This is a genomic window from Streptomyces sp. NPDC000075 (assembly GCF_040301925.1).
Classification (GTDB): domain Bacteria; phylum Actinomycetota; class Actinomycetes; order Streptomycetales; family Streptomycetaceae; genus Streptomyces; species Streptomyces polychromogenes.
The window spans coordinates 310,283-334,091 of record NZ_JBEPFL010000005.1; the positions used below are offsets into that span (position 1 = coordinate 310,283).

At 72.5% G+C, this 23,809-nt stretch carries 26 protein-coding genes; 15 read left to right on the forward strand and 11 right to left on the reverse strand.

Going from position 1 to position 23,809, the window contains the following annotated elements; genetic code table 11:
* Positions 1–141 precede the first annotated feature (141 nt).
* A complete protein-coding gene (locus ABT403_RS09230) occupies positions 142–1,011 on the forward strand; it encodes a hypothetical protein (protein WP_344164594.1) in 870 nt (289 codons plus the stop codon).
* A gap of 17 nt (positions 1,012–1,028) precedes the next feature.
* Here ABT403_RS09230 and ABT403_RS09235 read toward each other — a convergent pair whose 3' ends face one another.
* Both ABT403_RS09235 and ABT403_RS09240 read right to left on the reverse strand, forming a co-directional pair.
* The gene (locus ABT403_RS09235; protein WP_344164597.1) at positions 1,029–1,535 is read right to left on the reverse strand and encodes a hypothetical protein; all 507 of its coding nucleotides are present in this window, start codon (positions 1,533–1,535) and stop codon (positions 1,029–1,031) included.
* Between the two features lie 31 nt (positions 1,536–1,566).
* Positions 1,567–2,679, reverse strand: coding sequence for a magnesium and cobalt transport protein CorA (locus ABT403_RS09240; RefSeq protein WP_344164600.1), 1,113 nt, complete (start codon positions 2,677–2,679; stop codon positions 1,567–1,569).
* 373 nt (positions 2,680–3,052) lie between these two features.
* Here ABT403_RS09240 and ABT403_RS09245 point away from each other — a divergent pair, with 373 nt between their 5' ends.
* From ABT403_RS09245 to ABT403_RS09260, 4 genes are all read left to right on the forward strand, one after another.
* Complete coding sequence (locus ABT403_RS09245) at positions 3,053–3,637, forward strand: suppressor of fused domain protein (RefSeq protein ID WP_344164603.1); 585 nt, start codon at positions 3,053–3,055, stop codon at positions 3,635–3,637.
* Positions 3,638–3,721: 84 nt separating this feature from the next.
* Positions 3,722–4,363 (forward strand): DUF6758 family protein, encoded by a 642-nt coding sequence (locus ABT403_RS09250; RefSeq protein ID WP_344164606.1) that lies wholly within the window; start codon positions 3,722–3,724, stop codon positions 4,361–4,363.
* Positions 4,364–5,501: 1,138 nt separating this feature from the next.
* Positions 5,502–6,368, forward strand: coding sequence for a PHP domain-containing protein (locus tag ABT403_RS09255; protein ID WP_344164609.1), 867 nt, complete (start codon positions 5,502–5,504; stop codon positions 6,366–6,368).
* 95 nt (positions 6,369–6,463) lie between these two features.
* Positions 6,464–7,069, forward strand: a complete 606-nt coding sequence (locus ABT403_RS09260; RefSeq protein WP_344164612.1) for a MarC family protein — start codon at positions 6,464–6,466, stop codon at positions 7,067–7,069.
* 64 nt (positions 7,070–7,133) lie between these two features.
* Here ABT403_RS09260 and ABT403_RS09265 read toward each other — a convergent pair whose 3' ends face one another.
* Positions 7,134–7,352 (reverse strand): DUF397 domain-containing protein, encoded by a 219-nt coding sequence (locus ABT403_RS09265; protein ID WP_344164615.1) that lies wholly within the window; start codon positions 7,350–7,352, stop codon positions 7,134–7,136.
* Positions 7,349–8,167: a DUF5753 domain-containing protein gene (locus tag ABT403_RS09270; RefSeq protein WP_351648487.1), complete on the reverse strand. Its 819-nt coding sequence runs from the start codon at positions 8,165–8,167 to the stop codon at positions 7,349–7,351. The genes ABT403_RS09265 and ABT403_RS09270 overlap by 4 nt, the downstream gene beginning before the upstream one ends.
* Positions 8,168–8,371: 204 nt before the next feature.
* Between ABT403_RS09270 and ABT403_RS09275 the strand changes: the two genes are divergently transcribed.
* Positions 8,372–8,854: an ATP-binding protein gene (locus tag ABT403_RS09275; protein ID WP_344164621.1), complete on the forward strand. Its 483-nt coding sequence runs from the start codon at positions 8,372–8,374 to the stop codon at positions 8,852–8,854.
* Positions 8,855–8,949: 95 nt separating this feature from the next.
* The gene (locus tag ABT403_RS09280; RefSeq protein WP_344164624.1) at positions 8,950–9,243 is read left to right on the forward strand and encodes a hypothetical protein; all 294 of its coding nucleotides are present in this window, start codon (positions 8,950–8,952) and stop codon (positions 9,241–9,243) included.
* Positions 9,244–9,298: 55 nt separating this feature from the next.
* On the opposite strand, the gene ABT403_RS09285 is transcribed toward ABT403_RS09280, so the two are convergent.
* The 3 genes from ABT403_RS09285 to ABT403_RS09295 form a co-directional block, all read right to left on the reverse strand.
* Positions 9,299–9,451 (reverse strand): DUF8834 family protein, encoded by a 153-nt coding sequence (locus ABT403_RS09285; protein WP_007266367.1) that lies wholly within the window; start codon positions 9,449–9,451, stop codon positions 9,299–9,301.
* A 95-nt stretch (positions 9,452–9,546) separates the two neighbouring features.
* Positions 9,547–10,407, reverse strand: a complete 861-nt coding sequence (locus ABT403_RS09290) for an alpha/beta fold hydrolase (RefSeq protein WP_344164629.1) — start codon at positions 10,405–10,407, stop codon at positions 9,547–9,549.
* Between the two features lie 102 nt (positions 10,408–10,509).
* Positions 10,510–12,465: a DEAD/DEAH box helicase gene (locus ABT403_RS09295; protein ID WP_344164632.1), complete on the reverse strand. Its 1,956-nt coding sequence runs from the start codon at positions 12,463–12,465 to the stop codon at positions 10,510–10,512.
* A gap of 466 nt (positions 12,466–12,931) precedes the next feature.
* Between ABT403_RS09295 and ABT403_RS09300 the strand changes: the two genes are divergently transcribed.
* Positions 12,932–13,690: a ferritin-like fold-containing protein gene (locus ABT403_RS09300; RefSeq protein WP_344164635.1), complete on the forward strand. Its 759-nt coding sequence runs from the start codon at positions 12,932–12,934 to the stop codon at positions 13,688–13,690.
* Positions 13,691–13,729: 39 nt separating this feature from the next.
* Here the strand turns inward: ABT403_RS09300 and ABT403_RS09305 are convergent, their stop codons facing one another.
* From ABT403_RS09305 to ABT403_RS09320, 4 genes are all read right to left on the reverse strand, one after another.
* A complete protein-coding gene (locus ABT403_RS09305) occupies positions 13,730–14,032 on the reverse strand; it encodes a hypothetical protein (protein ID WP_425580256.1) in 303 nt (100 codons plus the stop codon).
* 117 nt (positions 14,033–14,149) lie between these two features.
* Entirely contained in the window at positions 14,150–14,377 is a 228-nt protein-coding gene (locus ABT403_RS09310; protein WP_344164638.1) for a DUF3107 domain-containing protein, read from the reverse strand.
* Between the two features lie 138 nt (positions 14,378–14,515).
* Positions 14,516–15,154, reverse strand: coding sequence for a TetR/AcrR family transcriptional regulator (locus ABT403_RS09315; protein ID WP_007266374.1), 639 nt, complete (start codon positions 15,152–15,154; stop codon positions 14,516–14,518).
* Between the two features lie 157 nt (positions 15,155–15,311).
* Positions 15,312–15,527 carry an Rv3202a family protein gene (locus ABT403_RS09320; protein ID WP_344164643.1) on the reverse strand — a complete coding sequence of 72 codons (216 nt, stop codon included), beginning with the start codon at positions 15,525–15,527 and terminating at the stop codon, positions 15,312–15,314.
* A 131-nt stretch (positions 15,528–15,658) separates the two neighbouring features.
* Between ABT403_RS09320 and ABT403_RS09325 the strand changes: the two genes are divergently transcribed.
* From ABT403_RS09325 to ABT403_RS09355, 7 genes are all read left to right on the forward strand, one after another.
* Entirely contained in the window at positions 15,659–16,654 is a 996-nt protein-coding gene (locus ABT403_RS09325) for an alpha/beta fold hydrolase (RefSeq protein ID WP_344164646.1), read from the forward strand.
* 4 nt (positions 16,655–16,658) lie between these two features.
* Positions 16,659–17,996 (forward strand): DUF3152 domain-containing protein, encoded by a 1,338-nt coding sequence (locus tag ABT403_RS09330; protein ID WP_344164648.1) that lies wholly within the window; start codon positions 16,659–16,661, stop codon positions 17,994–17,996.
* Between the two features lie 69 nt (positions 17,997–18,065).
* Positions 18,066–18,161, forward strand: a complete 96-nt coding sequence (locus tag ABT403_RS09335) for an Ms4533A family Cys-rich leader peptide (protein ID WP_344164651.1) — start codon at positions 18,066–18,068, stop codon at positions 18,159–18,161.
* 181 nt (positions 18,162–18,342) lie between these two features.
* Positions 18,343–20,085: an ABC transporter substrate-binding protein gene (locus ABT403_RS09340; RefSeq protein ID WP_344164654.1), complete on the forward strand. Its 1,743-nt coding sequence runs from the start codon at positions 18,343–18,345 to the stop codon at positions 20,083–20,085.
* A complete protein-coding gene (locus ABT403_RS09345) occupies positions 20,082–21,065 on the forward strand; it encodes an ABC transporter permease (RefSeq protein WP_344164657.1) in 984 nt (327 codons plus the stop codon). The genes ABT403_RS09340 and ABT403_RS09345 overlap by 4 nt, the downstream gene beginning before the upstream one ends.
* Complete coding sequence (locus ABT403_RS09350; RefSeq protein WP_344164660.1) at positions 21,062–22,054, forward strand: ABC transporter permease; 993 nt, start codon at positions 21,062–21,064, stop codon at positions 22,052–22,054. The genes ABT403_RS09345 and ABT403_RS09350 overlap by 4 nt, the downstream gene beginning before the upstream one ends.
* Complete coding sequence (locus ABT403_RS09355; RefSeq protein WP_344164663.1) at positions 22,051–23,706, forward strand: dipeptide ABC transporter ATP-binding protein; 1,656 nt, start codon at positions 22,051–22,053, stop codon at positions 23,704–23,706. The genes ABT403_RS09350 and ABT403_RS09355 overlap by 4 nt, the downstream gene beginning before the upstream one ends.
* The last annotated feature ends 103 nt before the right edge of the window (positions 23,707–23,809 follow it).

Sequence of the window (23,809 nt, forward strand, 5' to 3'; positions counted from 1 at the left end):
CTGCCACGGGCAAGCGTCCTGGTGGGGCGGTCCGGCCGGGGGTCCGGGGGGACCGGTCGCGGGGGCGGGTACGCTGCCTGTCGCTCCTCCGGCCACCACCGGGAGACGCCCCCAGCTGACCCACGACGAGAGGCACCCGACGTGACCGCCTACCCCTCCGCAGTACGGCTGCGCCGGGCCGCCGTCATCGGCGCCCTGTGCGCGGGCATCGCCGTCACCGGGGCGGGCTGCGGGGAGAAGAAGGACCCCGACCAGGGCACGAACGGGGTCGGCAAGCAGACCCCCGAGAAGATCGAGAGCCAGGCCAAGGCCGCCGCCGGCGCCGCGAACTCCGTCCACCTCTCCGGGACCCTGGTCAGCGGCGGCAAGACCTTCACCCTCGACATGCGCCTCAAGGCCGACGGCGGCTCCGGCGAGGTGAAGTCGCAGTCGGACACCTTCCAGCTGCTGCGGATCGGCGAGCAGCTGTACCTCAAGGCGAGCGCGGCGTTCTGGGGGAAGTCGGACTCGGCCGGCAAGCTCGGCGACAAGTACGTGAAGGTCCCCGAGAGCGACCCCACCTACAAGCAGTTCCGCGGGTTCACCGACATGCACGTCCTGCTCGACGGGCTCCTCGGCCTCCAGGGCAAGCTCACCAAGGGCGGCTACACCACCGTCGGCCACACCCGGGCGGTACCGCTCGCGGCCGACGCGGGCAAGGGCGGCAAACTGACGGTGTCCCTGGAGGGCACCCCGTACCCGCTGCTGATGGAGCGCGCGGGCGGCGCGGGCCGGGTGGAGCTGTCCGAGTGGGGCAAGGCCTTCCCGCTGGAGGCGCCGGCGCAGGACCAGACCGTGGACTACGGATCCCAGCTGCCGACCACCAAGGACGGCACGGGCACGGGCACCGGCACCGCCTCCCCGGCCCCGTCGAAGGGCTCCGGCACGGGCGGCTCCTCCGCCGGCACGGGCGGCAGCGGGTCCTCCGGTACGGGCGGCGCCGGCCAGGGCTCGAACCCGACGGGCGGCTGAGCCCCCTACTTCCTCGTCTACTTCTTCTTCCGCTTCAGCAGCAGCTTCGGCAGCCCCGCCGGGATCGGCCTGCGGGTGATCGCGGGGGACTCCAGGGGCGCCGCCGCCAGCGAGCCCTCGGGCAGCCGGTCGGCCACCGCCACCGGCTCCAGGCGCAGCAGCCGGCACTCCCGGGCCCAGCGCTCCGTCATCATCTCCGAGTCGGGAGCGTTCAGCCGCTTGCCCTTGAGCTCGGCCACGGCGGCCTCCCACGGCTCGGTCCGGGGCGCGAGCTCCCGTACGGCCGCGGTCCAGGCGACGAGCCGGCCGCCCTTGTCCTTGCTGCGTACGGTCACCTCGGCGGCCGCGCCGTCGGCGAGCCCCGGGAACGGCTGCTCGCCGGGCCCGTCGCCGAGCACGTGCGCGGCGCCGTCCACCCAGGCGTGCCACAGGGCCCGGTCGGCGCCCGCGCCGCGGACCCAGATCAGCCCGGACTTCTTGGAGGCCTCCTCGACGAGGGCCAGGTCGAGTGCGCTGAGAGTCATGCGCACAGCGTAGGGCGTCCGCCGCCGCCCGCTACAGCCAGCCGTTGCGCCGCAGCGTCCGGTGGATGACGAAGCAGCTGCCGACGATCGCCACCATCACCATCGGATAGCCGTAGCGCCAGTGCAGCTCCGGCATGTGGTCGAAGTTCATCCCGTAGACCCCGCAGATCATGGTGGGGACGGCGATGATCGCCGCCCAGGAGGTGATCTTGCGCATGTCCTCGTTCTGGGCGACGGAGGCCTGGGCCAGGTTCGCCTGGAGGATGGAGTTCAGCAGCTCGTCGAAGCCGATGACCTGCTCGTGCACCCGGGCCAGGTGGTCGGCGACGTCACGGAAGTACTTCTGGATGTCGGGGTCCACCAGCCGCATGGGCCGCTCGCTCAGCAGCTCCATCGGCCGCAGCAGCGGGGAGACCGCCCGCTTGAACTCCAGTACCTCGCGCTTGAGCTGGTAGATGCGGCCCGCGTCGCCGCCCCGCGCCACGCCCTTGGCGGGGGCGGCGAAGACCGCGCTCTCCACCTCGTCGATGTCGTCCTGCACGGCCGCGGCGACCGCGATGTAGCCGTCCACCACGTGGTCGGCGATCGAGTGCAGCACCGCCGAGGGGCCGCGGACGAGCAGCTCGGGGTCGTCCTGGAGCCGGTGGCGCAGGGGCCGCAGCGAGCCCTGGCCGCCGTGCCGGACCGTGATCACGAAGTCGGGGCCGGTGAAGCACATCACCTCGCCGGTCTCCACGACCTCGCTGGTGGCGGTCAGTTCGGCGTGCTCCACGTAGTGGATCGTCTTGAAGACGGTGAAGAGGGTCTCGTCGTACCGCTCCAGCTTCGGCCGCTGGTGCGCGTGCACCGCGTCCTCCACGGCGAGGGGGTGCAGGCCGAAGGCGGCGGCGATCCCGGCGAACTCGGCCTCGGTGGGCTCGTGCAGCCCGATCCAGGCGAACCCGCCGTCCTCCCGGACCCGGCGCAGCGCCTCACGGGGCGTCAGGCAGTCGCCCTGCGCGCGCCGGCCGTCGCGGTAGACGGCGCAGTCGACGACCGCGCTGCTGGCGGAGGGGTCGCGGGTGGTGTCGTAGCCGGGCTGTACGGGGGTGGACTTGCGCAGTGCCGGACGGACGGCGGCACGGAGGTAGGGCAGCATCGACATGGCAGGCTCCTTCTCACGCGCGGCTGCGGACCGCACGGGTGGGAGGCCCTCCGGCGGCGCACGGGCAGGGCCGTGCGGACGGAGGGAAACAGGACGGGAGGACAAAGTTCTGCCGTCGCTCTTCTGCTGATCAGAAGATCAAAGGGGGCTGGAGCCGCCCTGGAAAGTGGCCGAAGAGCGATTGGTACTGCACGATCGACTTCGATCCATCGCAGCCCCACCTCCTCCGGCCGGTCCCCCGTGGGGGACGTCCTGTCGCCGGGGCCCTGAATCATGCTTCTGCACGCGGTCCCGACCAGCTGTCAACACTATCAGCCGACGGATGGTCAAACGCCGGTCTTTACCCGGCGGATAGGAGTTCTATGCTCGCTCCATGGCAGAAATTCCGGCCCTCGTCGAAGCCCGGCTCCGCAGCGCGTTCGGCGAACCCGACGCCCGCGCCGCCGTCACCTTCCTGGGCACCGACCGCATCGAGGTCCTCCGCTTCGCCGAGGGCGACCTCGTCCGGTACGCGACCCTCGGCATGTCCGCGCACCCCATGACCGACCCGACCGCCGTGGTCGCCGACCCGGTGCGCGGACCGCGCGCCGAGCTGCTGCTGACCGTACGGGCGGGGCTCGCGCCCACCGACAAGGTCCTGCGGCCGCTCGCGGTGCTGGCGGCCTCCCCGATGGTCGAGGGGCTGATCGTCGCCCCCGGCGCCTCCCTCGACGTGGGCGAACCGCTGTGGGAGGGGGCGCCGTTCACCTCGGTGCTCGTCGCGGAGCCGGGCGGACTGGTCGAGGACCTCGTCCTGGACGAGCCGATGGACCCGGTCCGCTTCCTCCCCCTCCTGCCCATGACGGCGAACGAGGCCGCCTGGAAGCGGGTGCACGGCGCGGCCGCCCTCCAGGAGCGCTGGCTCGCGCGCGGCACGGATCTGCGGGACCCTCTGCGTACGGCCGTCGCACTGGACTGAGCGCGGTGCCCGCTGGTGCGGGCTGCCATCCGGACGGGTGATCGTGTCTTGACGGGGCGCCGGGCGGGGAGGAGCGTGCTTCTTATGAGGGGCGAACCGAGTTGCCCGAAGTGTGGTGGCCGGGTCCGCGCGCCCGGTCTTTTCTCCGACTCCTGGCAGTGCGCCGTGCACGGCCCCGTCCACCCGTTGCAGCCCGTCATCCCGCCCAGCGTGGAGGGCCTGGGGGTCGTGGCGAACCGGTCGAAGGTTCCGGTGTGGATGCCGTGGCCGCTGCCGGTGGGATGGTTGTTCACCGGGGTCGGCTCCGCCGGTGACGACCGGACCGGCGGCCGGGCCACGGTCGTCGCCTGCACGGGCCCCGGCCCGCTGGGCGGGCTGGGCGAGCTGCTGCTGGTCGCGGAGGAACTGGGCGTGGGCCTCGGCGCCCGCTTCGCGGGCATCGACGGCCCCGACCCCGGCCCGGGCCTCGACGTCTCGGGCCCGCCGCACGCGAAGGTCGTCGCGGACGGCCGCCCGACCCCGCTCTGGCACGTGAAGGGGGCCCCGGAGGACCGGGCCGTCTTCGCGGGCGAGGCCCGCGGGCTCTGGCTGTGGGCCATCGTCTGGCCGGAACAGTCGGGGCTGCTCATGTACGACGAACTCGTCCTGGCCGACCTCCGCGACGCGGGGGCGGAGGTGGAACTGGTCCCGTGCGGCGCGCTGAGCCCACGGATCCTGGGGCCGTAGGGGGCTCCCGGTCCGGGCACGCCATCTCCCCCGCGAGGGGCCGGGGGTGCGGGTGGGCGGGGTCTGACCTGGGCGGTCTCAGAGAAGGCTTGGGGGTTTCCCGTCAGTCCCATCGTCCTTCCGCGTCGGGCCGCCCTGTCAAGGGCGCTCCTTCGTCGCGTCGCTGCGCGATGGCCTTCGGCCACCCTTGACAGCCCGTCCCGCCACGGAAAAACGAAGACTGCCGGGAACCCCCCAAAGGAACGGGACGGATGTTCATGGGGCATGCGGCGGGATCAGGGACCCTTCGGGGTGGTCGGGGGCCGGCAGACCAGCCTTCCGGCCCCCATCACCGTCAATCGGTGCCAGCCCACGCATCAGATCGCTACGCGCTTCTCTCATTTCAGCGTCCGCCGGCCGTCTGGGGCCGCTACCCGCACGAAATGCCGATCAGGACCCCATTCGGAGCGGATCGGCGCCCAGATCGCTACGCGCTTCTCTTTTCTCGGCGGCTTGCCGCCGTCCTGGGCCGGGATGCTCTGCGGGTTGGCCTGGGGTGCCGGTACCAGCCCAAGACGGCCGATGGCCGCCGAGGAATGGGCAGCGCGTAGCGATCTGACGCGCCCACCGGCCCCGGAGGCTCATTCCATCGGCCTTCGGGTCGGGTAGCGGCCCCAGGCGGCCGCCGGACGCTAAGCGATGAGGAGCGCGTAGCGATCTGATGCGTGGGGTGGCCCCCGGCCCCGGCTTCGCCGGTTGGGGGCCGGATGCCCGGCCTGCCGGCCCCCAACCTCCCCGGCTCATCGCTGATCCCGCCGCATGCCTGCCTTGCATCCGTCCCGTTCCTTTGGGGGTTTCCCGGCAGTCTTCGGCTTTTCGTGGCGGGACGGGCTGTCAAGGGTGGCCGAAGGCCATCGCGAAGCGACGCGACGAAGGAGCGCCCTTGACAGGGCGGCCCGACGCGGAAGGACGATGAGACTGACGGGAAACCCCCAAGCCATCTCTGAGACCGCCCCACCGGGACCCCGACCATCCCCCGCCCCCGGCCCCTCGCGGGGGCGATGGCGCGCCCCGCCGTAAGCCCCCCGGCCCCGCAGTGGTCATAGCACGGGTACCCTGGAGTGTCCCCCTTCGTCCGTCTGAACCCTGGAGCCCGGCTGTGCGCATCGATCTGCACGCCCACTCCACGGCTTCCGACGGTACCGACACCCCCGCCGAGCTCGTGCGCAATGCCGCCGAGGCGGGGCTGGACGTGGTCGCGCTGACCGATCACGACACCGTCGGGGGATACGCCGAGGCCATCGCGGCCGTGCCGCACGGCCTCACGCTGGTCACCGGGGCCGAGCTGTCCTGCCGGCTCGACGGGGTCGGGATGCACATGCTCGCGTACCTCTTCGACCCGCGGGAGCCCGAGCTCGCCGCCGAGCGGGAGCTCGTGCGCGACGACCGTACCCCCAGGGCGCAGGCCATGATCGGCAAGCTCCAGGAGCTGGGCGTCGGGGTGACCTGGGAGCAGGTGGCCCGGATCGCCGGGGACGGCTCCGTCGGGCGCCCGCACATCGCGACCGCCATGGTCGAACTGGGCGTCGTCCCCACCGTCTCCGACGCGTTCACCGCGGACTGGCTCGCCGACGGTGGCCGTGCGTACGCGGAGAAGCACGAGCTCGACCCCTTCGACGCCATCCGCCTGGTCAAGGCGGCGGGCGGGGTCACCGTCTTCGCGCACCCCGCCGCCGTCAAGCGCGGCGTCTGTGTGCCCGAGGAGGCGATAGCCGCCCTCGCGGCCGCGGGCCTGGACGGTATCGAGGTCGACCACATGGACCACGACACGGACACCCGCGCGCGCCTGCGCGGACTGGCCGGTGACCTCGGTCTGCTGACCACCGGTTCCAGCGACTACCACGGCAGCCGCAAGACCTGCCGTCTCGGGGAGTACACCACCGACCCCGAGATCTACGGCGAGATCACGCGCCGGGCGACGGGGGCCTTCCCCGTCCCGGGCGCCGGCGGAGACGCCCGCGCCTGACGTCGCCGGCCGCCGCCCGTACGGCGGTCGCCGCGCCCACGCGCGCCCTTCCCCCTCGCCCTTTTTCGTGACACCCCTCTATGCAAGGCATCACTGTGTTCGATTTCGCTGTCTTCGGATCCCTTTTTCTCACGCTTTTTGTGATTATGGACCCGCCGGGCATCACCCCGATCTTCCTCGCGCTGACCTCGGGCCGCCCGGCCAAGGTCCAGCGCCGTATGGCCTGGCAGGCCGTCTGCGTCGCCTTCGGTGTGATCGCGACCTTCGGCGTCTGCGGCCAGCAGATCCTGGACTACCTGCACGTCTCCGTCCCGGCACTGATGATCGCCGGTGGTCTGCTGCTCCTGCTGATCGCGCTCGACCTGCTCACGGGCAAGACGGACGAGCCGAAGCAGACCAAGGACGTCAACGTCGCCCTCGTCCCGCTGGGCATGCCGCTGCTGGCCGGTCCCGGTGCGATCGTCTCCGTCATCCTGGCCGTGCAGAAGGCCGACGGGTTCGGCGGGCAGCTCTCGGTCTGGACGGCGATCGCCGCGATGCACGTGGTGCTGTGGCTGACCATGCGCTACTCGCTGGTGATCATCCGGATCATCAAGGACGGCGGCGTCGTCCTGGTCACCCGCCTCGCCGGCATGATGCTCTCGGCCATCGCCGTCCAGCAGATCATCAACGGCGTCCTCCAGGTCGTCCACGGCGCCTGACCTCGTCCGCATGTACGAACGCCCCCGCCCCGGGTGACCGGTGCGGGGGCATTCGTCGTGTCGGCTAGAGGGCGCCGCCGCTCTTGATGCGGTCGACCAGGGTGCCAAGGGCGGCGTACGAGAAGAGGAGGGCCGGGCCGTGGGGCACCTTGCTGTCGCGAACCGCGACGATCTGCTCGTCGGCGCTGACGATCCCGCACTCGACGCAGACCGCGCCGCTGTCTGACCGCGACGACTTCCACCAGGTCACCGGGAGCGTGGACGCATCCTTGATGTGGCTCATAGGGCCCTCCTTATTTCGGTGATCATTTCCGCCGATTTTTCGACGGACTCGGCGGCAGCGGCGACGAGCAGTGCTGCGTCTCTGTACACGCTGACCTGCTCGCGTTGCTCGACGTACAGGGCGGCGGTCAGCGCCTCGGTGTGGACCACGTCGAGGTCGTCGTGATCGTCAAAGCGTAGGAGGCAGAAGCCGCTCAGCTGCCCGACGTGGGGTGGGGCGTCCGAGCGCAGCACCTGGATATCGATGTTGGGTCGCCTGCCCATGGTCAGAAGGCGGCCGAGCTGTTCATCCATCACGGCCGACAGCTTCAACGGCTTTTCGCGCGTGAGGACGGCCTGCCGGGCAAGGCGGACCTCGACCAGCGCGTCGACCTTGGCGTCGGCCCCGTCCGACATGGCCGTCGCCTTGATGATCTGACGGGCGTACTCCGATGTTTGCAGTAGGCCCGGAATCACGCCGAGCTGCCATGCCTTGGCAGACGTCGCTTCGGCCTCAAGCGAGATCAGATCCTCATACACCGGACTGAGCACGCCACGATACGAGTGCCACCAGCCGCGTTGACTGCCCTCCCGGGTCAAGGCGACCAGGGCGGCCCGCAGTTCGTCGTCGACGTCCCGGCCGAGATCGGCATACAGACTGAGTAGGTCCTCGATGTCTTGCCGCTTGGCCGCAACCTTCGCCGTTTCGAGTCGGCTCAGCTTGTGCGCGCCGAACTTTCCGCCGGACTTCTCGGCCACCTCGTCCAGCGTCAGCGGCCCACGCAGCTCTCGAAGTTTCCCGCCGAGCCTGCGTCGGCGCACCGTGGGCGCACTCACGTTGTCTCTCCCCCATCAACGTCCAGCGACCAAGTCTGCCGTGCGCTGTCATCGGATGTCACCTGCCCCGGACACTATGTGCGGGCACTTGCGCGGTGGTGTGCAATTTTGCATGGAAGTCTGCAATTGACTGCGACAGGGAGTGCTTAGCGAGCAGCATGGAGTTACGAACCGATCTCGTGCTCGTCAGCGTGATGAAGATTCGTGCTGCCGACGCGCGCCTTGGAAGGGGACCGCGTGATTCCTTCGCTCCCGCAGGGGCTATCGCTGTCAGGCCATCTCTCTGTCGGGCCGCGCCCACAGCTGCTTCTGGACAGTTCGCCGGATGCAGTGCGCATCGCGCGCCACTGGGTGGAGGCATTCGTCAGCGCCGAGGCTCCGGGAGCACCCGAGGAACACGTGCACGACGTGGTGCTGGCGGTCTCGGAGCTGGTTACCAACGCAGTGCGCTACGGGACCGAGCCTGGGGATTCCCTGCGGATCGTCCTCGATGTCGGCCCGGGAAGCACACGTGTGGAGGTGCACGACCCCTGCCGCCGCCCACCTCGCCGCAGGCCCGCATCCGACGTTCGCAGCCGGGGTCGCGGTCTGCTCGTGCTCGATGCCCTCGCCTACAGCTGGGGTGTCGCCGAGCGTCCCATGGGCAAGGCCGTCTGGGCCGAGGTGCGGTGGGTGGCGGCTTCGTGATCGTTCATCCTGCGCGCCGGGTCGTTCCCGGTGCGGATTTCCTCGCCGAGCTCCTCGTCTCGTATGGCATGGGCACGCGGGGGAGGCCAGGTGTCTTGGTGCAGCACCCGGAGGCCTGTGCGGTCGGCGGGGTCGGCCGGGCGTTGCTGGGGTTGGCCGAAGGGCTCGGCCTCGGCCTCGGGGGTGAGGGGTGCGGCGGGGAGCGGCTCGTCGACGCCCCGCCGTTGTGGGCGCTCGACTACGGGCACGCCGACATCGCGATGATGCTGCCCGAGCCGCCCCCGTACTGGGTCAGCGGGGTGCGCCGGCTCGGGTGCACGCGGGTCTTGGTCGAACTCGGTCAGGGTGTCCGGCTCGCTGGGTGGGTCGGAGTGCGGGCGAGGAGGTGAGCCGCGCATGCGAACGCCCCCGTACCGGTTCGGTACGGGGGCGTTTCGGGAAGCATCAGGAGGACGCACTCTCGGCCGGTCGGATCAGGATGCGCTGGCCGATGGCGGCCGCCTGCTGCACGATCCGGTTGACGGAGGCCGCGTCCACGACGGTGCTGTCCACGGCGGTTCCGTCGACGTCGTCCAGGCGCAGAATCTCGAAGCGCACGGCTTCTCCCTTCGTCGGTGTTCTCCTTGCACAGGGGTCAACCAGGGGCGCTTCAGAAACATTCCCTACGCTAAGGAAATTTTTTCCTTAGCTAACTACCGCGTGGTCAAGGATCGCCAGAAGGTGGCTAGAGAAACGGCCGTGAGCTGGGGGTTCTCCGCGTTGGGGGAGTGCTCGGCGCCGTCGATCACGACCCGGGAAGCGGCCAGGCGGACGGCCATCTCGTCCATGAGGGGGACCGGCCAGGCGTAGTCGACCGCCCCGGACAGGACCAGCTTCGGCAGCGGGACCGCCGCCAGTTCCGCCACCCGGTCCGGCTCCGCGACCAGGATCCGGCCGGTGGTGATCAGCTGTTCGGGGACGGTGGCCAGCCAGCGCTCGCGCAGGAACGCGGCCAGCTCGGGGGAGTCGGGGACGGCGTCCGCCGGGTCCTGGGCCCGCATCGCCTCCCAGATGGCGGGCATGTCGGCGCGCATCGCCTCCAGGGCCGCCACCAGCAGCTTCGTCCGGGCCTGCTGCTCCTCCGTGATCGCGGCCGGGCCACTGCTCATCAGGGTGAGGGAGGCGAAGGGGGAGGCGTCGCGCAGGACCGCCGCGCGGGAGATCAGGCCGCCGAGGGAGTGGCCCACCAGGTGGAGGGGGCCGGGGGAGCCCAGGGCTTCGGCCTGGGCCAGGAGGTCCAGGGCCAGCTCGTGGAGTTCGTACGCGGACTCCTCGCGCGGGCCGGGGCTCTCGTACTGCCCGCGCCCGTCGACGGCGACCACCCGGAACCCGGCGGCGGCCAGGGGCTCCAGCAGGGCGCTGAAGTCCTCCTTGCTGCCCGTGAACCCGGGGACCAGCAGGGCGGTGCCGTGTACGGGCTCGCCCGCCTCGTGCGCGGCGAAGGCGCCGCGGGACGTGTCCAGGCGGTGCGCGCGGGCGGCGGGGGGCAGGGTGAGGCGCGGCGGCTTGCTCATGGCCCGAGGTTACCGGCCCGTAGACGGCGTGCGGGCCCGGGTACGAGGACGGCCCCGGCCCCCTGGTGAGGGGGCCGGGGCCGTTCGCCTGCGCGGCGGTGCCTAGCGGAAGCGGCGCGTGGTGCGGGCCGGCTCGGTCGGCGGGGCGATCTGGAACTGCGGCTCGGAGTCCGCGGCGGCCGCCTTGCGGGTCCGGCGGCGGGGCGCGACGGGCGCCTCGTCGATGACCACGGCCGGGATCGGGGTGGCCACGGCCTTGCGGGTCGGGACCCGGCGCGGCCGGACCGGAGCCGAGGCGTCCGCGACCGGAGCGGCGGCCGCGGGGGCCTCCACCGGGGCCTCCGCGACGGCGGCGGCCTTGCGGGTCCGGGTGCGCTTCGGCTTCGCCGGCGCCTCCTCGGCGACGGCCGGGGCCTCGGCCACGACCGGAGCCGGGGCCTCGACCGGAGCCGGAGCCTCGGCGACCGGCGCCTCGGCGGCGGCCGTCTTGCGGGTCCGGGTGCGGCGCGGCTTGACCACGGTCGCCTCCTCGGCCACGACCACGGCCGGGGCCTCGGCGACCGGGGCCTCGACGACGGCGGCCTCGGCCACCGGCGTCTGCGCCTCGTTCACCGCGGCGACGGCCGCGGCCGTCAGCCGGGTGCGGCGGCGGCGCGGGCGGCGCGCCTCGCCGTCGGCGGGGGCCTCGTCGGCCGGGGACACCGGAGCGGCCACGGCCTCGGCCTCGGCGCCCAGCTCCGTACCGCCACGGGTGCGGCGGCGCTGGCGCGGCGTACGGGTCCGGGCGGGACGCTCCTCGGCCGGAGCGGCTGCGCCGCGGCCGCCACGGCCACCGCGCCCGCCGGTCTCGCCCAGGTCCTCCAGCTCCTCGGCCTTCAGGCCGGCCCGCGTGCGCTCGGCGCGCGGCAGGATGCCCTTGGTGCCGGCCGGGATGCCCAGCTCCTCGTAGAGGTGCGGGGAGGTGGAGTACGTCTCGACCGGGTCGTGGAAGTCCAGCTCCAGCGCCTTGTTGATCAGCTGCCAGCGCGGGATGTCGTCCCAGTCGACCAGGGTGACGGCGGTGCCCTTGTTGCCCGCGCGGCCGGTGCGGCCCACGCGGTGCAGGAAGGTCTTCTCGTCCTCCGGCGTCTGGTAGTTGATGACGTGGGTCACGCCCTCGACGTCGATGCCGCGCGCGGCGACGTCGGTGCACACCAGCACGTCGACCTTGCCGTTGCGGAACGCGCGCAGCGCCTGCTCGCGGGCGCCCTGGCCCAGGTCGCCGTGGACCGCGCCGGAGGCGAAGCCGCGCCGCTCCAGCTGCTCGGCGATGTCGGCGGCCGTGCGCTTGGTACGGCAGAAGATCATCGCGAGCCCGCGGCCGTCGGCCTGGAGGATGCGGGAGACGAGCTCCGGCTTGTCCATGTTGTGCGCGCGGAAGACGTGCTGCTTGATGTTGGCGACGGTCGCGCCCTCGCCGTCCTCGGAGACGGCGCGGATGTGCGTCGGCTGCGACATGTAGCGGCGGGCCAGACCGATGACCGCGCCCGGCATGGTCGCCGAGAACAGCATCGTCTGCCGCTTGGCCGGCAGCAGGTTCATGATCTTCTCGACGTCGGGCAGGAAGCCCAGGTCGAGCATCTCGTCGGCCTCGTCGAGGACGAGGGCCTTGACGCGGGACAGGTCGAGCTTCTTCTGCCCGGCCAGGTCCAGCAGGCGGCCCGGGGTGCCGACGATCACGTCGACGCCCTTCTGGAGCGCCTCGACCTGGGGCTCGTACGCGCGGCCGCCGTATATGGCGAGGACGCGGACGTTGCGGACCTTGCCCGCGGTCAGCAGGTCGTTGGTCACCTGGGTGCACAGCTCGCGGGTCGGAACCACCACGAGGGCCTGCGGCGCGTCGGTCAGCTGCTCGGGCGTGGCCCGGCCGGCCTCGACGTCCGCGGGGACGACGACCCGCTCCAGCAGGGGGAGGCCGAAACCGAGCGTCTTGCCGGTGCCGGTCTTGGCCTGGCCGATGACGTCCGTGCCGGAGAGGGCGACGGGGAGGGTCATCTCCTGGATCGGGAAGGGGGACACGATGCCGACGGCTTCCAGGGCCTCGGCGGTCTCGGGGAAGATCCCGAGTTCACGGAACGTAGTCAGGGTGCTGCCTCTTCTGTGAGACGCGGCGCGAGGCGGCGAGGGGGGTCCTACCGTGCCGGGCTTGCGGTACTGCGCCCGCCCAGGGTTCGGGCGGGTCGTACGAAGCTGCGCGGGACCACTGCCATCGCTCAGGCGCTCATGCCGCTGAGGGGGCCCCTCGTGGAGGCGGTACGCATGGGCGTACTCGCCGCGCCGAGGGCGGTCGGGTGGAGCCGATCGGGCCACCGACCGGGCATCCTCATTCGGATGGCCCGCCGAGTATTCGGCAGGCGCATTACCACTGTACCCCGGAATCGCGCAGGTGTGTCGGGTGAATTCACCGCGTAGGCGGGTTTACACGGACCGGGAGCGCGTAGGAGGGGTGAGTTGTCCCGCCTTTCGGCGGGCTATTGTGCGGAGCATGCCGACCGTTGAAAACGCATCTCCCGCCGACGACAACGCCCAGGCCGGGGCCCAGGGCATCGCCGACCAGGACTGGGCGACCGCCTCCGCCTCCCCGCAGTACCGGGCCGCCGTCGTGGACCTCCTCGGCGCGCTGGCGTACGGCGAGCTCGCGGCCTTCGAGCGCCTCGCGGAGGACGCCAAGCTCGCGCCCACCCTGGGCGACAAGGCCGAACTGGCGAAGATGGCCTCCGCCGAGTTCCACCACTTCGAGCGGCTGCGCGACCGGCTCGCGGCCATCGACGCCGAGCCCACCGCCGCGATGGAGCCCTTCGCGAAGGGCGTGGACGACTTCCACCGCCAGACGGCGCCCTCGGACTGGCTGGAGGGCCTGGTCAAGGCGTACGTCGGCGACTCGATCGCCAGCGACTTCTACCGTGAGGTCGCCACCCACCTCGACACCGACACCCGCGCCCTGGTCGTCGGCGTCCTCGACGACACCGGCCACGGCGGTTTCGCCGTCGAGAAGGTGCGGGCGGCGATCGAGGCGGACCCGCGCGTCGGCGGCCGGCTCGCGCTGTGGGCGCGCCGTCTGATGGGCGAGGCCCTCTCGCAGGCCCAGCGGGTGGTGGCCGAGCGCGACGCGCTGTCCACCATGCTGGTCGGCGGTGTGGACGGGATGGCGGCCGGCTTCGACCTGGCGGCCGTCGGCGAGATGTTCACCCGGATCACCAAGGCCCACACCAAGCGCATGGCCGCCCTCGGCCTCGCCGCCTAGGCCGTCCCTTCCGGCCTGCCGGCCGGTGGCCGCCCGCCCTCAGCTCCGCGACGGAAGCGAAAACGGAGGGCGGCGCGGGCCCCCGCCGCCGCCGGCGGCGGGGCGCAGCAGCAGGGACAGCACGACGGCCGACACGCCGAGCCCGCCCATCAGCGTGGCGAAGAGGGTGTTGTGCCCCGGCCCCAGCGACATATGCGTCAGGTAGGCCCCGAACAGGGCGCCGCTCACCCCGCTGACCAGCACCGTTCTGGTGGAGGGCAGCCGCTTGGCGAGTACGCGCGCGGCCACGCCCGCGAGGGCGAGGCCCAGCAGACCGGAGCCGACGGCCTCCATCAGCATCATCTGGTCACTCCCCTACGTCAGGGCAAACCGGGTCACTGCGGTCCTACCCGAAGCGGAAGATACGGAAACGGCCCGGCGGAGGTGTCCGCCGGGCCGTTCCAGTCGTACTCCAGTGCCTCAGAGCGCCCCGAAACCGACCTTGCGCTGCGCCGGCTCGCCGAGGTCGACGTACGCCAGACGGTCGGACGGCACCAGGACCTTGCGGCCCTTGACGTCGGTCAGGCTCAGCAGCGGCGCGGTGCCGGTCAGGGCGTCGGCGACGATGCCCTCCAGCTCCTCGGCGCTCAGGCCGCTCTCCAGCACGATCTCCCGGGGTGCGTGCTGCACGCCGATCTTGACCTCCACGGCTTTGTCCCTCCGACGATCCGGTTCGCGCGATCAGCCGCGCCGTACGCGGTCCACATTAGCCCGGTGAGGGGACACGATCGGCTCGCGGCGGACACGCTCGCAGCGAACAGCGGCCGGTCACGCCGGTCAGGCCCGTCAGGCCTCCGTGCCGTGCAGCGGGAAGCCGGCGATACCGCGCCAGGCGAGCGAGGTCAGCAGACCCACCGCCGTGTCACGGGCGACCGGGCTCTCGCTCGACAGCCAGTACCGGGCCACGACCTGCGAGACCCCGCCCAGGCCCACGGCCAGCAGCATCGACTCGTCCTTCGACAGCCCGGTGTCCTCGGCGATCACGTCCGAGATGGCCTCCGCGCACTGGAGCGAGACGCGGTCGACGCGTTCGCGCACCGCCGGCTCGTTGGTCAGGTCCGACTCGAACACCAGCCGGAACGCGCCGCCCTCGTCCTCGACGTACGCGAAGTAGGCGTCCATCGTCGCCGCCACGCGCAGCTTGTTGTCACTGGTGGACTCCAGCGCCCCGCGCACCGCCTGAAGCAGGTTCTCGCAGTGCTGGTCCAGCAGGGCCAGGTACAGGTCGAGCTTCCCGGGGAAGTGCTGGTACAGCACCGGCTTGCTGACGCCCGCCCGCTCCGCGATGTCGTCCATGGCCGCAGCGTGGTAACCCTGCGCGACGAACACCTCCTGGGCAGCGCCCAGCAGCTGGTTGCGCCGGGCACGGCGCGGCAGTCGCGTACCCCGCGGACGCGCTGCCTCGGTCTGCTCGATGGCTGTCACGCCGCCTCCCACTTTCTCTAAGAACACAGTGCGCTCTGCGCCGCGCCGCCATCGTACTTTTCGGTAACCGAATCTGGTGGGTTCAAGCCTAGTTTTCTCGCTGTGCGGACGGCCTGGACACACCCCGGACACGCTGGTCAGAGCCTGCCAGATGCTGTCAGCGGTAGTCCTCCTCGTCCAGGGGTACCACCCGGGCCTGTTCGGCGGCGTCCGCTTCCGGCGCCTCTCCCGGGTCCCCGCCGCCGAGCGGGTCGTCCTCCTGCGGCTGGATGTCGGTGAGCTGCTCCGCGGCGTCCGCCTCCGGGGCCTCGTCGTCGAGCGGGTCCGCGAACCGGTCCCGGAAGGTGTCCGGTTCCGAAGGGTCGACACTCATTCCACTCCCCTCGCCTTCGGTCGTCCTCATACGAGCCTAGGAGGATCGGGAGGCGCACGCCAGACGGTCCTGTGACCGCCAACACAAGGGAACGCCAGGGGGCGGGCGTGATCGTCTCGTAACATTGGCCCATGTCTTCGACCGAGCTGCCGGGCGTACGGTCCACCGCCGAGCCGACCTCCCAGGTGGGGGCCGCCCGGGTGGCCGAAGGAGAGGGGCTGCGCACCGTCGCGCTGCCGGGCCTGGAGATGAACGTACGTTTCCGGCCACCGCTGCGGGAGGGCCTGCCGCCCGCGCTGTTCGTCCACGGACTCGGCGGCTCCTCCCAGAACTGGTCGGCGCTCATGGAGCAGCTGGCCGGCTCCGTCGACGGCGAGGCGGTCGACCTGCCCGGCTTCGGCTGGTCCGCCCCGCCCGCCGACCGCGACTACTCGGTCACCGCGATGGCCCGCGCCGTCATCCGTCACCTCGACGCCGCCGGACGCGGCCCCGTGCACCTGTTCGGCAACTCCCTCGGCGGCGCCGTCTCCACCCGCGTCGCCGCCGTCCGCCCCGACCTCGTGCGCACCCTGACGCTGGTCTCGCCGGCCCTGCCCGAGCTGCGCGTGCAGGGCTCGGCCGTGCCCACCGCCCTGCTGGCCCTGCCCGGGGTGCCCGCCCTGTTCGGGCGCCTCACCCGGCACCTGACGGCCGAACAGCGCACCAGAGGGGTGACGGACCTCTGTTACGGAGACCCCTCACGGGTGACGGACGAGGGCTTCCGGGGTGCCGTCGAGGAGATGGAACGGCGCATGGCGCTGCCCTACTTCTGGGAGGCGATGAGCCGTTCCTCGCGCGGGATCGTCGACGCGTACACCCTCGGCGGGCAACACGGGCTGTGGCGCCAGGCGCAGCGCGTCCTCGCGCCGACGCTGCTGGTCTACGGTGGCCGGGACCAGCTGGTCTCGTACCGTATGGCGCGCAAGGCCGCCGCGGCCTTCCGGGGTTCGCGGCTGCTGAGCCTGCCCGAGGCCGGACACGTGGCGATGATGGAGTACCCCGAGGTGGTCGCGGCCGCCTTCCGGGAGTTGCTGCGCGACACCGCCACCGGGGACACCGACCGAGATACCGCAGACGGCAAGGGCTGAGCACGTGGGACGACATAGTCGCAAGGGCCCCGGATCCGCGGCCGCCCGTCCGCAGCCGGAGCCGGCGCCCTCGCCGTACGAGCCGGGCCCGGACGGGCTGTACGAGCCCGGGCCGTACCCGGCCGACCCGTACGACCCCGCGCCCCCCGGGTACGGGGAGCGGCGCGGACGGAGCCGGTCCGCCGAGCACACCGTCGTCCACGACGGGTTCGCCCCGCCCGCCGCCCGCCCCGCCGGCCATCCCGAGCAGCGCGAGGAGGGCGGTGCCTGGGGCGCCGGCCCGGCCCCCGCCGCCCTGTACGGGGACTGGCGCGGCGCCCCCCGCGCCGCCGCCCCCACCGCGCCCACGGCCGGGGACGCCGCCGTCCCGCCCTTCGCCACTCCCGCCTCCGGTTTCCCCCGCGTCACCGAGGGGCCCCCGGCGCCCGCGCCCGACCCCGTCACCTCCACCGGCTCCCACCGCCGCGTTCCGGGACCGCGTACGCCCGCCGCCCCCGGCGCGAGGGGCTCCGGAGGCGGCCGTGGCACGCGGGCCCGTACCTACACCGGGATCGCCGCCCTGGCCGTGACGGCCGTGCTCGCCGTCGTCATCGCCGGCCAGGTCACCTCCGAGGGCGACCCGGCCGCCTCCGGCGCGCACGCCGCCGGCGGCGACGGGCCCGAGCGGGCCCCCGACGACAAGGCCGCCTCCCGCTCCGACGGCCGCCCCACCCCCGCCTCCCCGCCGCCCGCGCAGCCGCTGACGTACGAGCAGCAGATGGCGCGGCAGCTGCCCATCGACGCGAAACTCACCGGAACGGGCGTCTTCGACACCGTCCCCGGCCTCGCCAAGGCGCCCGGCAAGGGCAAGGTCGTGCGCTACCGGGTGGACGTGGAGCAGGGCCTCGGCATGGACCCGCAGCTCTTCGCCGAGGCCGTCCAGCGCACCCTCAACGACCCGCGCAGCTGGGGCCACGACGGCGCGATGACCTTCGAGCGGGTACCGGACGGCAAGGCCGACTTCGTCGTGACCCTGGCCAGCCCCGGCACCACCGGTGCCTGGTGCGCCAAGTCCGACCTGGACACCACGATCGACAACGTCTCCTGCGACTCCGCCAGTACCGAGCGCGTGATGATCAACGCCTTCCGGTGGGGCCAGGGCTCGGCGACCTACGGCGCCGACCAGATGCTCGCCTACCGGCAGATGCTCATCAACCACGAGGTCGGCCACCGGCTCGGCCACGGGCACGAAAGCTGCCGCACACCGGGCTCCCCCGCGCCGATCATGCAGCAGCAGACGAAATCCCTCGACATCGACAATATTCACTGCCTCCCCAACCCTTGGGTATTCCCCGGGAATTGACGGCACGGGGCGGGGGAGTGGCCGGTTCGTCCGTTGACAGGCGTTCGATGATCGGTAATTGTTCTCCGCATGTCGCACCGCCACACCTCTCCCGCGAGCGCCGCCATCGAGCTGGCGCTCCTCGGTGTGGCCGCGCACAGCGTGGCCGACATCTTCTGTCGCTGACGCCTGCCTGAGCGCCGCGACCCCCTCTTTTCCTCTCCTGGATCCGTCGCGCCCGGGCATTCCCCTTGCCCGCAGGCGCGGCTTCCCCTTTTCCCCGGCCCCCGTCACGGCCGGTGATCCCCGTTGCTGCCCCTCGCGTGGCCCTTCCGTACCCCCTTCACGCCGAGAGGTCCCTTCCGTCATGCCCCGTCAGTCCCACATATCGCGCCGCGTCGCCGCGCTCGCCGTCAGCCTCGTACTGGCCGGGGGCGCCGCCGCCTGCGGGCCCAAGGACGCGGCGGGCGGCTCCGGCGGCGAGTCCTCCGGCAAGCCCGGCGCCGCCGGCGCCCCGCAGAAGGGCGGCACCCTGACCGTCCTCAACAACGAACCGCAGAACGACTTCGACCCCGCCCGCCTCTACACCTCGGGCGGCGGCAACGTCCCCTCGCTGGTCTTCCGCACCCTGACCACCCGCAACCGCGAGGACGGCCCGGCCGGCGCCAAGGTCGTCCCCGACCTGGCCACCGACCTCGGCAAGCCCAACGCCGACGCCACCGAGTGGACGTACACCCTCAAGGACGGCCTCAAGTACGAGGACGGCAGCCCGATCACCACCGCCGACATCAAGTACGGCATCGAGCGCTCCTTCGCCGCCGAACTCTCCGGCGGCGCCCCCTACCTGCGCGACTGGCTCGTCGGCGGAGAGACGTACGAGGGCCCCTACAAGGACGGCGGCAAGGGCCTCGACTCCATCGTCGTCCCCGACGCCAAGACCATCGTCTTCAAACTCCGCAAGCCCGAGGGCGAATTCCCCTTCCTCGCCACCCAGACCCAGTTCGCCCCCGTGCCCAAGGCCAAGGACACCGGCGTCAAGTACGAGGAGCACCCCGTCTCCTCCGGCCCGTACAAGGTCGTCAAGAACACCGGCGACGGCGAGACCCTGCTGCTGGAACGCAACGAGAACTGGGACCCGAAGACCGACGAGGAGCGCAAGGCCTACCCGGACCGGATCGACGTCCGCTCCGGCCTCGACGCCGCCGTCATCAACCAGCGGCTGTCCACCAGCTCCGGCCCCGACGCCGCCGCCGTCACCACCGACACCAACCTCGGCCCCGCCGAACTCGCCCAGATCGGCGACAACAAGGAGCTCGCCTCCCGCGTCGGCACCGGCCACTTCGGCTACATCAACTACCTGGCCTTCAACCCGAAGGTCGCCCCCTTCGACAACCCGAAGGTCCGCCAGGCCATCTCCTACGCGATCAACCGCACCAGCGTGGTCAACGCCGCCGGCGGCTCCGCCCTCGCCGAGCCGGCCACCACCTTCCTCCCCGAGCGCGAGGCCTTCGGCTACACGGCCTACGACCACTTCCCGGCGGGCAAGACCGGCAACCCGGCCAAGGCCAAGGAGATCCTGAAGGAGGCGGGCTACCCCGACGGCCTGACCGTCACCCTCACCCACTCCAACGCCCAGAACCGCCAGACCGGCCCCGAGACCGCCACCGCCGTCCAGCAGGCCCTCGCCGCCGCCGGCATCACCGTCAAGCTGGAGGGCCTGGAGGCCAACGCCTTCAACGAGCGCCGCTGGGACGCCAAGAACACCCCCGGCTTCTTCCTCTCCCGCTGGGGCGCCGACTGGCCCTCCGGCGGCCCCTTCCTCGCCCCGATCTACGACGGCCGCCAGATCGTCACCAACGGCTCCAACTACAACCACGCCCAGCTCAACGACCCGGCCGTGAACGCCGAGATCGACGAGATCGCCAAGCTCACCGACCTCGCCGCCGCCGGCAAGCGCTGGGGCGCCCTCGACAAGAAGATCGGCGAGCAGGCCCTCGCCGTCCCCCTCTTCCACCCCGTCTACAAGCGGCTCGTCGGCAAGGACGTCAAGAACGTCGTCATCAGCGACTGGACCGGCGTCCTCGACATCTCGCAGGTCGCCGTCAAGTGAGTACGTTCCTCGACCGGCCGGCGTCCGCGCCCGGGGCCCCCGCCCCGGCCGCGGGCGCCGGCCCCCGGGTCCGGCGGTGGCTGCGCGGGCGTCCGTCCGCCCTCGCGGCCACCGCCGTCCTGGCCCTCCTCGTCCTCCTCGCCCTCGCCGCACCCCTGCTCGCCCACCTCACCGGACAGGACCCGAACGCCTACCACGACGACCTCGTGGACTCGGCACGCGGCGGCGTCCCCCTCGGCTCCTTCGGCGGGATCTCCGCCGACCACTGGCTCGGCGTCGAACCCGGCACCGGCCGCGACCTGTTCACCCGCCTCCTCTACGGAGCCCGGATCTCCCTGCTCGTCGCCGTCGGCGCCACCGCACTCCAGGTGGCCGTCGGCGTCGCCGCCGGAATCACCGCGGCCCTCGGCAGCCGGGCCCTGGGACGGCTCATCGGCGGGGCCACCGACGTGATGATCGCGCTGCCCATGCTGGTCCTCGCCATCGCGCTCACCGCCGTCGTCCCGCCCGACTTCCCGCGCCCGCTGCTGCTGGTCCTCGTCATCGGCGTCCTCGACTGGGGCGGCACCGCCCGCCTGGTCCGGGCCCAGACCCTCGCCCTGCGCGGCCTGGACTTCGTCGAGGCCGCCCGGCTGTCGGGCAACAGCCGGCTGCGCATCGCCCGCCGCGAACTGCTGCCCTCACTGGCCGCGCCCGTCATCACCCTGGCCGCCCTCAAGGTCCCGACCAACATGGTGATCGAGGCCTCGCTGTCCTTCCTCGGCGTCGGCGTCAAACCACCCACCCCGTCCTGGGGCCAGATGCTCTCCAGCGCACAGACCTGGTTCCGCGCCGACCCCGCCTACGTCCTGCTCCCCGCCGGCCTGCTCTTCGTCACCGTGCTGGCCTTCACCGTCCTCGGCGACGGCATCCGCACGGCCCTCGACCCGCGCGAGGGCTCGCGCCTGCGGATCGGCACGGCGAAGGAGCGTTCCGCGTGATCCTCTTCCTCCTCAAGCGGCTCGGCGGCGCCCTGCTGGTGCTGCTCGCCCTGTCCGCCGTCGTCTACGCCCTCTTCTACGTCGCCCCCGGCGACCCCGCCCGCCTGGCCTGCGGGGAACGCTGCAACCCGGTCCAGATCGCCCAGGTCCGCACGCAGCTCGGACTGGACGACCCCGTCGCCGTCCAGTACCTCCACTTCCTCCAGGGCGTGCTCGCCGGCCGCGACTACTCCGGCGGCGCCGGACTCGTCCTGCACTGCGACGCCCCCTGCCTCGGGTTCTCGTACCAGAACGACCGGCAGGTCACCGAGCTGCTGCTGGACCGGCTGCCCGCCACCTTCTCGCTGGCGCTCGGCGCCCTCGTGATCTGGCTGGTCGTCGGCGTCGGCACCGGACTCCTCTCGGCGGTCCGCCGGGGCGGGATCACCGAACGCGTGCTGACCGTGCTGACCCTCGCCGCCACCGGCACCCCCGTCTTCATCCTCGGACTGCTGCTGCTCATGGCCGTCTGCGCCTACCTCCGGTGGCTGCCCTTCCCGACGTACGTGCCCTTCGGCGAAGACCCCGAGCAGTGGGCCTGGAACCTGCTGCTGCCCTGGGCCACCCTCGGCTTCTTCGAGAGCGCCAAGTACGCCCGGCTCACCCGCAGCTCCACCCTGGAGACCCTCGCCGAGGACCACATCCGCACCTTCCGCGCCTACGGGGTGGGGGAGCGCCGGATCGTCACCCGGCACGCCGTGCGCGGGGCCCTCGGCCCGGTGATCGCGCTCAGCGCGGTGGACTTCGGCTCGATGATCGGCGGCGCGGTGCTCACCGAGTCCCTCTTCGGCGTCCCCGGCCTCGGCAAGACCCTCATCGACGGTGTCCGGGTCGTCGACCTGCCCGTCGTCGTCGGGGTCGTCCTCACCATCGGCACGGCCGTCATCCTCGCCGGCGCCGTCGCCGACCTCCTCCACGCCCTCGCCGACCGAAGGGTGGCCCTGACGTGACCGACTACCTGGTGGACGTGACCGGCCTCGCGGTCGACTTCCCCGTCGGCGCCCCCGGCTCGTACGTACGCGCCGTCGACGGCATCTCCTTCACCCTGGAACCCGGCCGGGCCCTCGGCATCGTCGGCGAGTCCGGCAGCGGCAAGTCCACCGTGGCCGCCGCCCTCCTCGGACTGCACCGCGGCACCGGCGCCCGGCTCGCCGGCACCGTCCGCGTCGGCGGCACCGACGTGGCCGCCGCCACCCCGGCCGAACTGCGCGCCCTGCGGGGCGGGACGGCCGCCATGGTCTTCCAGGACCCGCTCAGCTCCCTCGACCCGTACCACGCCGTCGGCGACCAGATCGCGGAGGTGTACCGCGTCCACACCACCGCCTCCCGCCGTGCCGCCCGCGCCCGGGCGGTAGAGGTCCTCGACCGGGTCGGCATCCCCGACGCCGCCCGCCGCTCCCGCGCCCGGCCGCACGAGTTCAGCGGCGGCATGCGCCAGCGCGCCCTCATCGCGATGGCCCTCGCCTGCCGCCCCCGCCTCCTGATCGCCGACGAACCGACCACGGCCCTCGACGTCACCGTCCAGGCCCAGATCCTCGACCTCCTGCACGGCCTCCGCGAGGAACACGGCCTCGGCCTGCTCCTCGTCACGCACGACGTGGGCGTGGCGGCGGAGAGCGTGGACGCGCTGCTGGTGATGAAGGACGGCCGGGCGGTGGAGCGGGGCCCGGTCGGCGAGGTCCTCACGACCCCGGCCGCCCCGTACACCCGCGCCCTGCTGGCGGCGGTCCCGCGCATCCCGGCCGCGCCCGCGGGTCCCCCCGCACGGAGTCCCGGGGAGGGCGGGGCACCGGCCCCGCAGGGCGACGGCACCACCCCGGTCCTCGAAGCCGTCGGCCTCCGCAAGGAGTTCGGCCGCGGCAAGCGCAAGGTCACGGCCGTGGCCGGCGTCACGCTCTCACTGCGCCCCGGCGAAACCCTCGGCATCGTCGGCGAGAGCGGCAGCGGCAAGAGCACCCTCGGCCGCATGCTCGTCGGCCTCCTGCCCCCCACCGCCGGCGAGCTCCGCCACTCCGGCACCCCCACCACCGGCATCGCCCCCGGCGCCCAGATGGTCTTCCAGGACCCCGCCTCCTCCCTCAACCCGCGCCGTGGCATCGGCGAGTCCGTCGCCGACCCGCTGCGCGCGGCCGGGGAGCGCGACGAGGCGGTGATCCGGGCCCGCGTCGAGGAACTCCTCACCCGGGTCGGCCTGGAGCCGGGCCACTACGACCGCTACCCGCACGAGTTCAGCGGCGGCCAGCGCCAGCGCGTCGGCATCGCCCGCGCCCTGGCCCCCCGCCCCCGGCTGATCGTCTGCGACGAACCCGTCTCCGCCCTCGACGTCACCACGCAGGCGCAGGTCACGGCCCTGCTCGCCGAACTCCAGCGGGAACTGGGCATCGCCCTCGTCTTCATCGCCCACGACCTGGCCGTCGTCCGGCAGGTCAGCGACCGGGTCGCCGTCATGCGCGGCGGCCTGGTCGTCGAGGAGGGCCCGGTGGACGAGGTCTACGGCCGGCCCGCCCACCCCTACACCCGGCAGCTCCTCGACGCCGTGCCCGCACTGGACCCGGAGCTCGCCGCCCGGCGCCGCTCGGCCCGGCAGGAGGTGTACGCGTAGCCGCGCGGCACGCCATTTCCTAGCGCGCTCGAACGCGAACCGTACGGGAAAGTTACGACTCTTCACCCCTTCCGGTGGCGCGACGGACAACCGTCCGTCGCGC

What these genes read in the sequence shown, in the direction of transcription:
- ABT403_RS09235 (WP_344164597.1), bottom strand. Translation starts at nt 1,535, where the DNA reads ATGACTCTCAGCGCACTCGACCTGGCCCTCGTCGAGGAGGCCTCCAAG.
- ABT403_RS09240 (WP_344164600.1), bottom strand. Translation starts at nt 2,679, where the DNA reads ATGTCGATGCTGCCCTACCTCCGTGCCGCCGTCCGTCCGGCACTGCGC.
- ABT403_RS09245 (WP_344164603.1), top strand. Translation starts at nt 3,053, where the DNA reads ATGGCAGAAATTCCGGCCCTCGTCGAAGCCCGGCTCCGCAGCGCGTTC.
- ABT403_RS09250 (WP_344164606.1), top strand. Translation starts at nt 3,722, where the DNA reads ATGAGGGGCGAACCGAGTTGCCCGAAGTGTGGTGGCCGGGTCCGCGCG.
- ABT403_RS09265 (WP_344164615.1), bottom strand. Translation starts at nt 7,352, where the DNA reads ATGAGCCACATCAAGGATGCGTCCACGCTCCCGGTGACCTGGTGGAAG.
- ABT403_RS09290 (WP_344164629.1), bottom strand. Translation starts at nt 10,407, where the DNA reads ATGAGCAAGCCGCCGCGCCTCACCCTGCCCCCCGCCGCCCGCGCGCAC.
- ABT403_RS09300 (WP_344164635.1), top strand. Translation starts at nt 12,932, where the DNA reads ATGCCGACCGTTGAAAACGCATCTCCCGCCGACGACAACGCCCAGGCC.
- ABT403_RS09305 (WP_425580256.1), bottom strand. Translation starts at nt 14,032, where the DNA reads ATGATGCTGATGGAGGCCGTCGGCTCCGGTCTGCTGGGCCTCGCCCTC.
- ABT403_RS09320 (WP_344164643.1), bottom strand. Translation starts at nt 15,527, where the DNA reads ATGAGTGTCGACCCTTCGGAACCGGACACCTTCCGGGACCGGTTCGCG.
- ABT403_RS09325 (WP_344164646.1), top strand. Translation starts at nt 15,659, where the DNA reads ATGTCTTCGACCGAGCTGCCGGGCGTACGGTCCACCGCCGAGCCGACC.
- ABT403_RS09335 (WP_344164651.1), top strand. Translation starts at nt 18,066, where the DNA reads ATGTCGCACCGCCACACCTCTCCCGCGAGCGCCGCCATCGAGCTGGCG.
- ABT403_RS09340 (WP_344164654.1), top strand. Translation starts at nt 18,343, where the DNA reads ATGCCCCGTCAGTCCCACATATCGCGCCGCGTCGCCGCGCTCGCCGTC.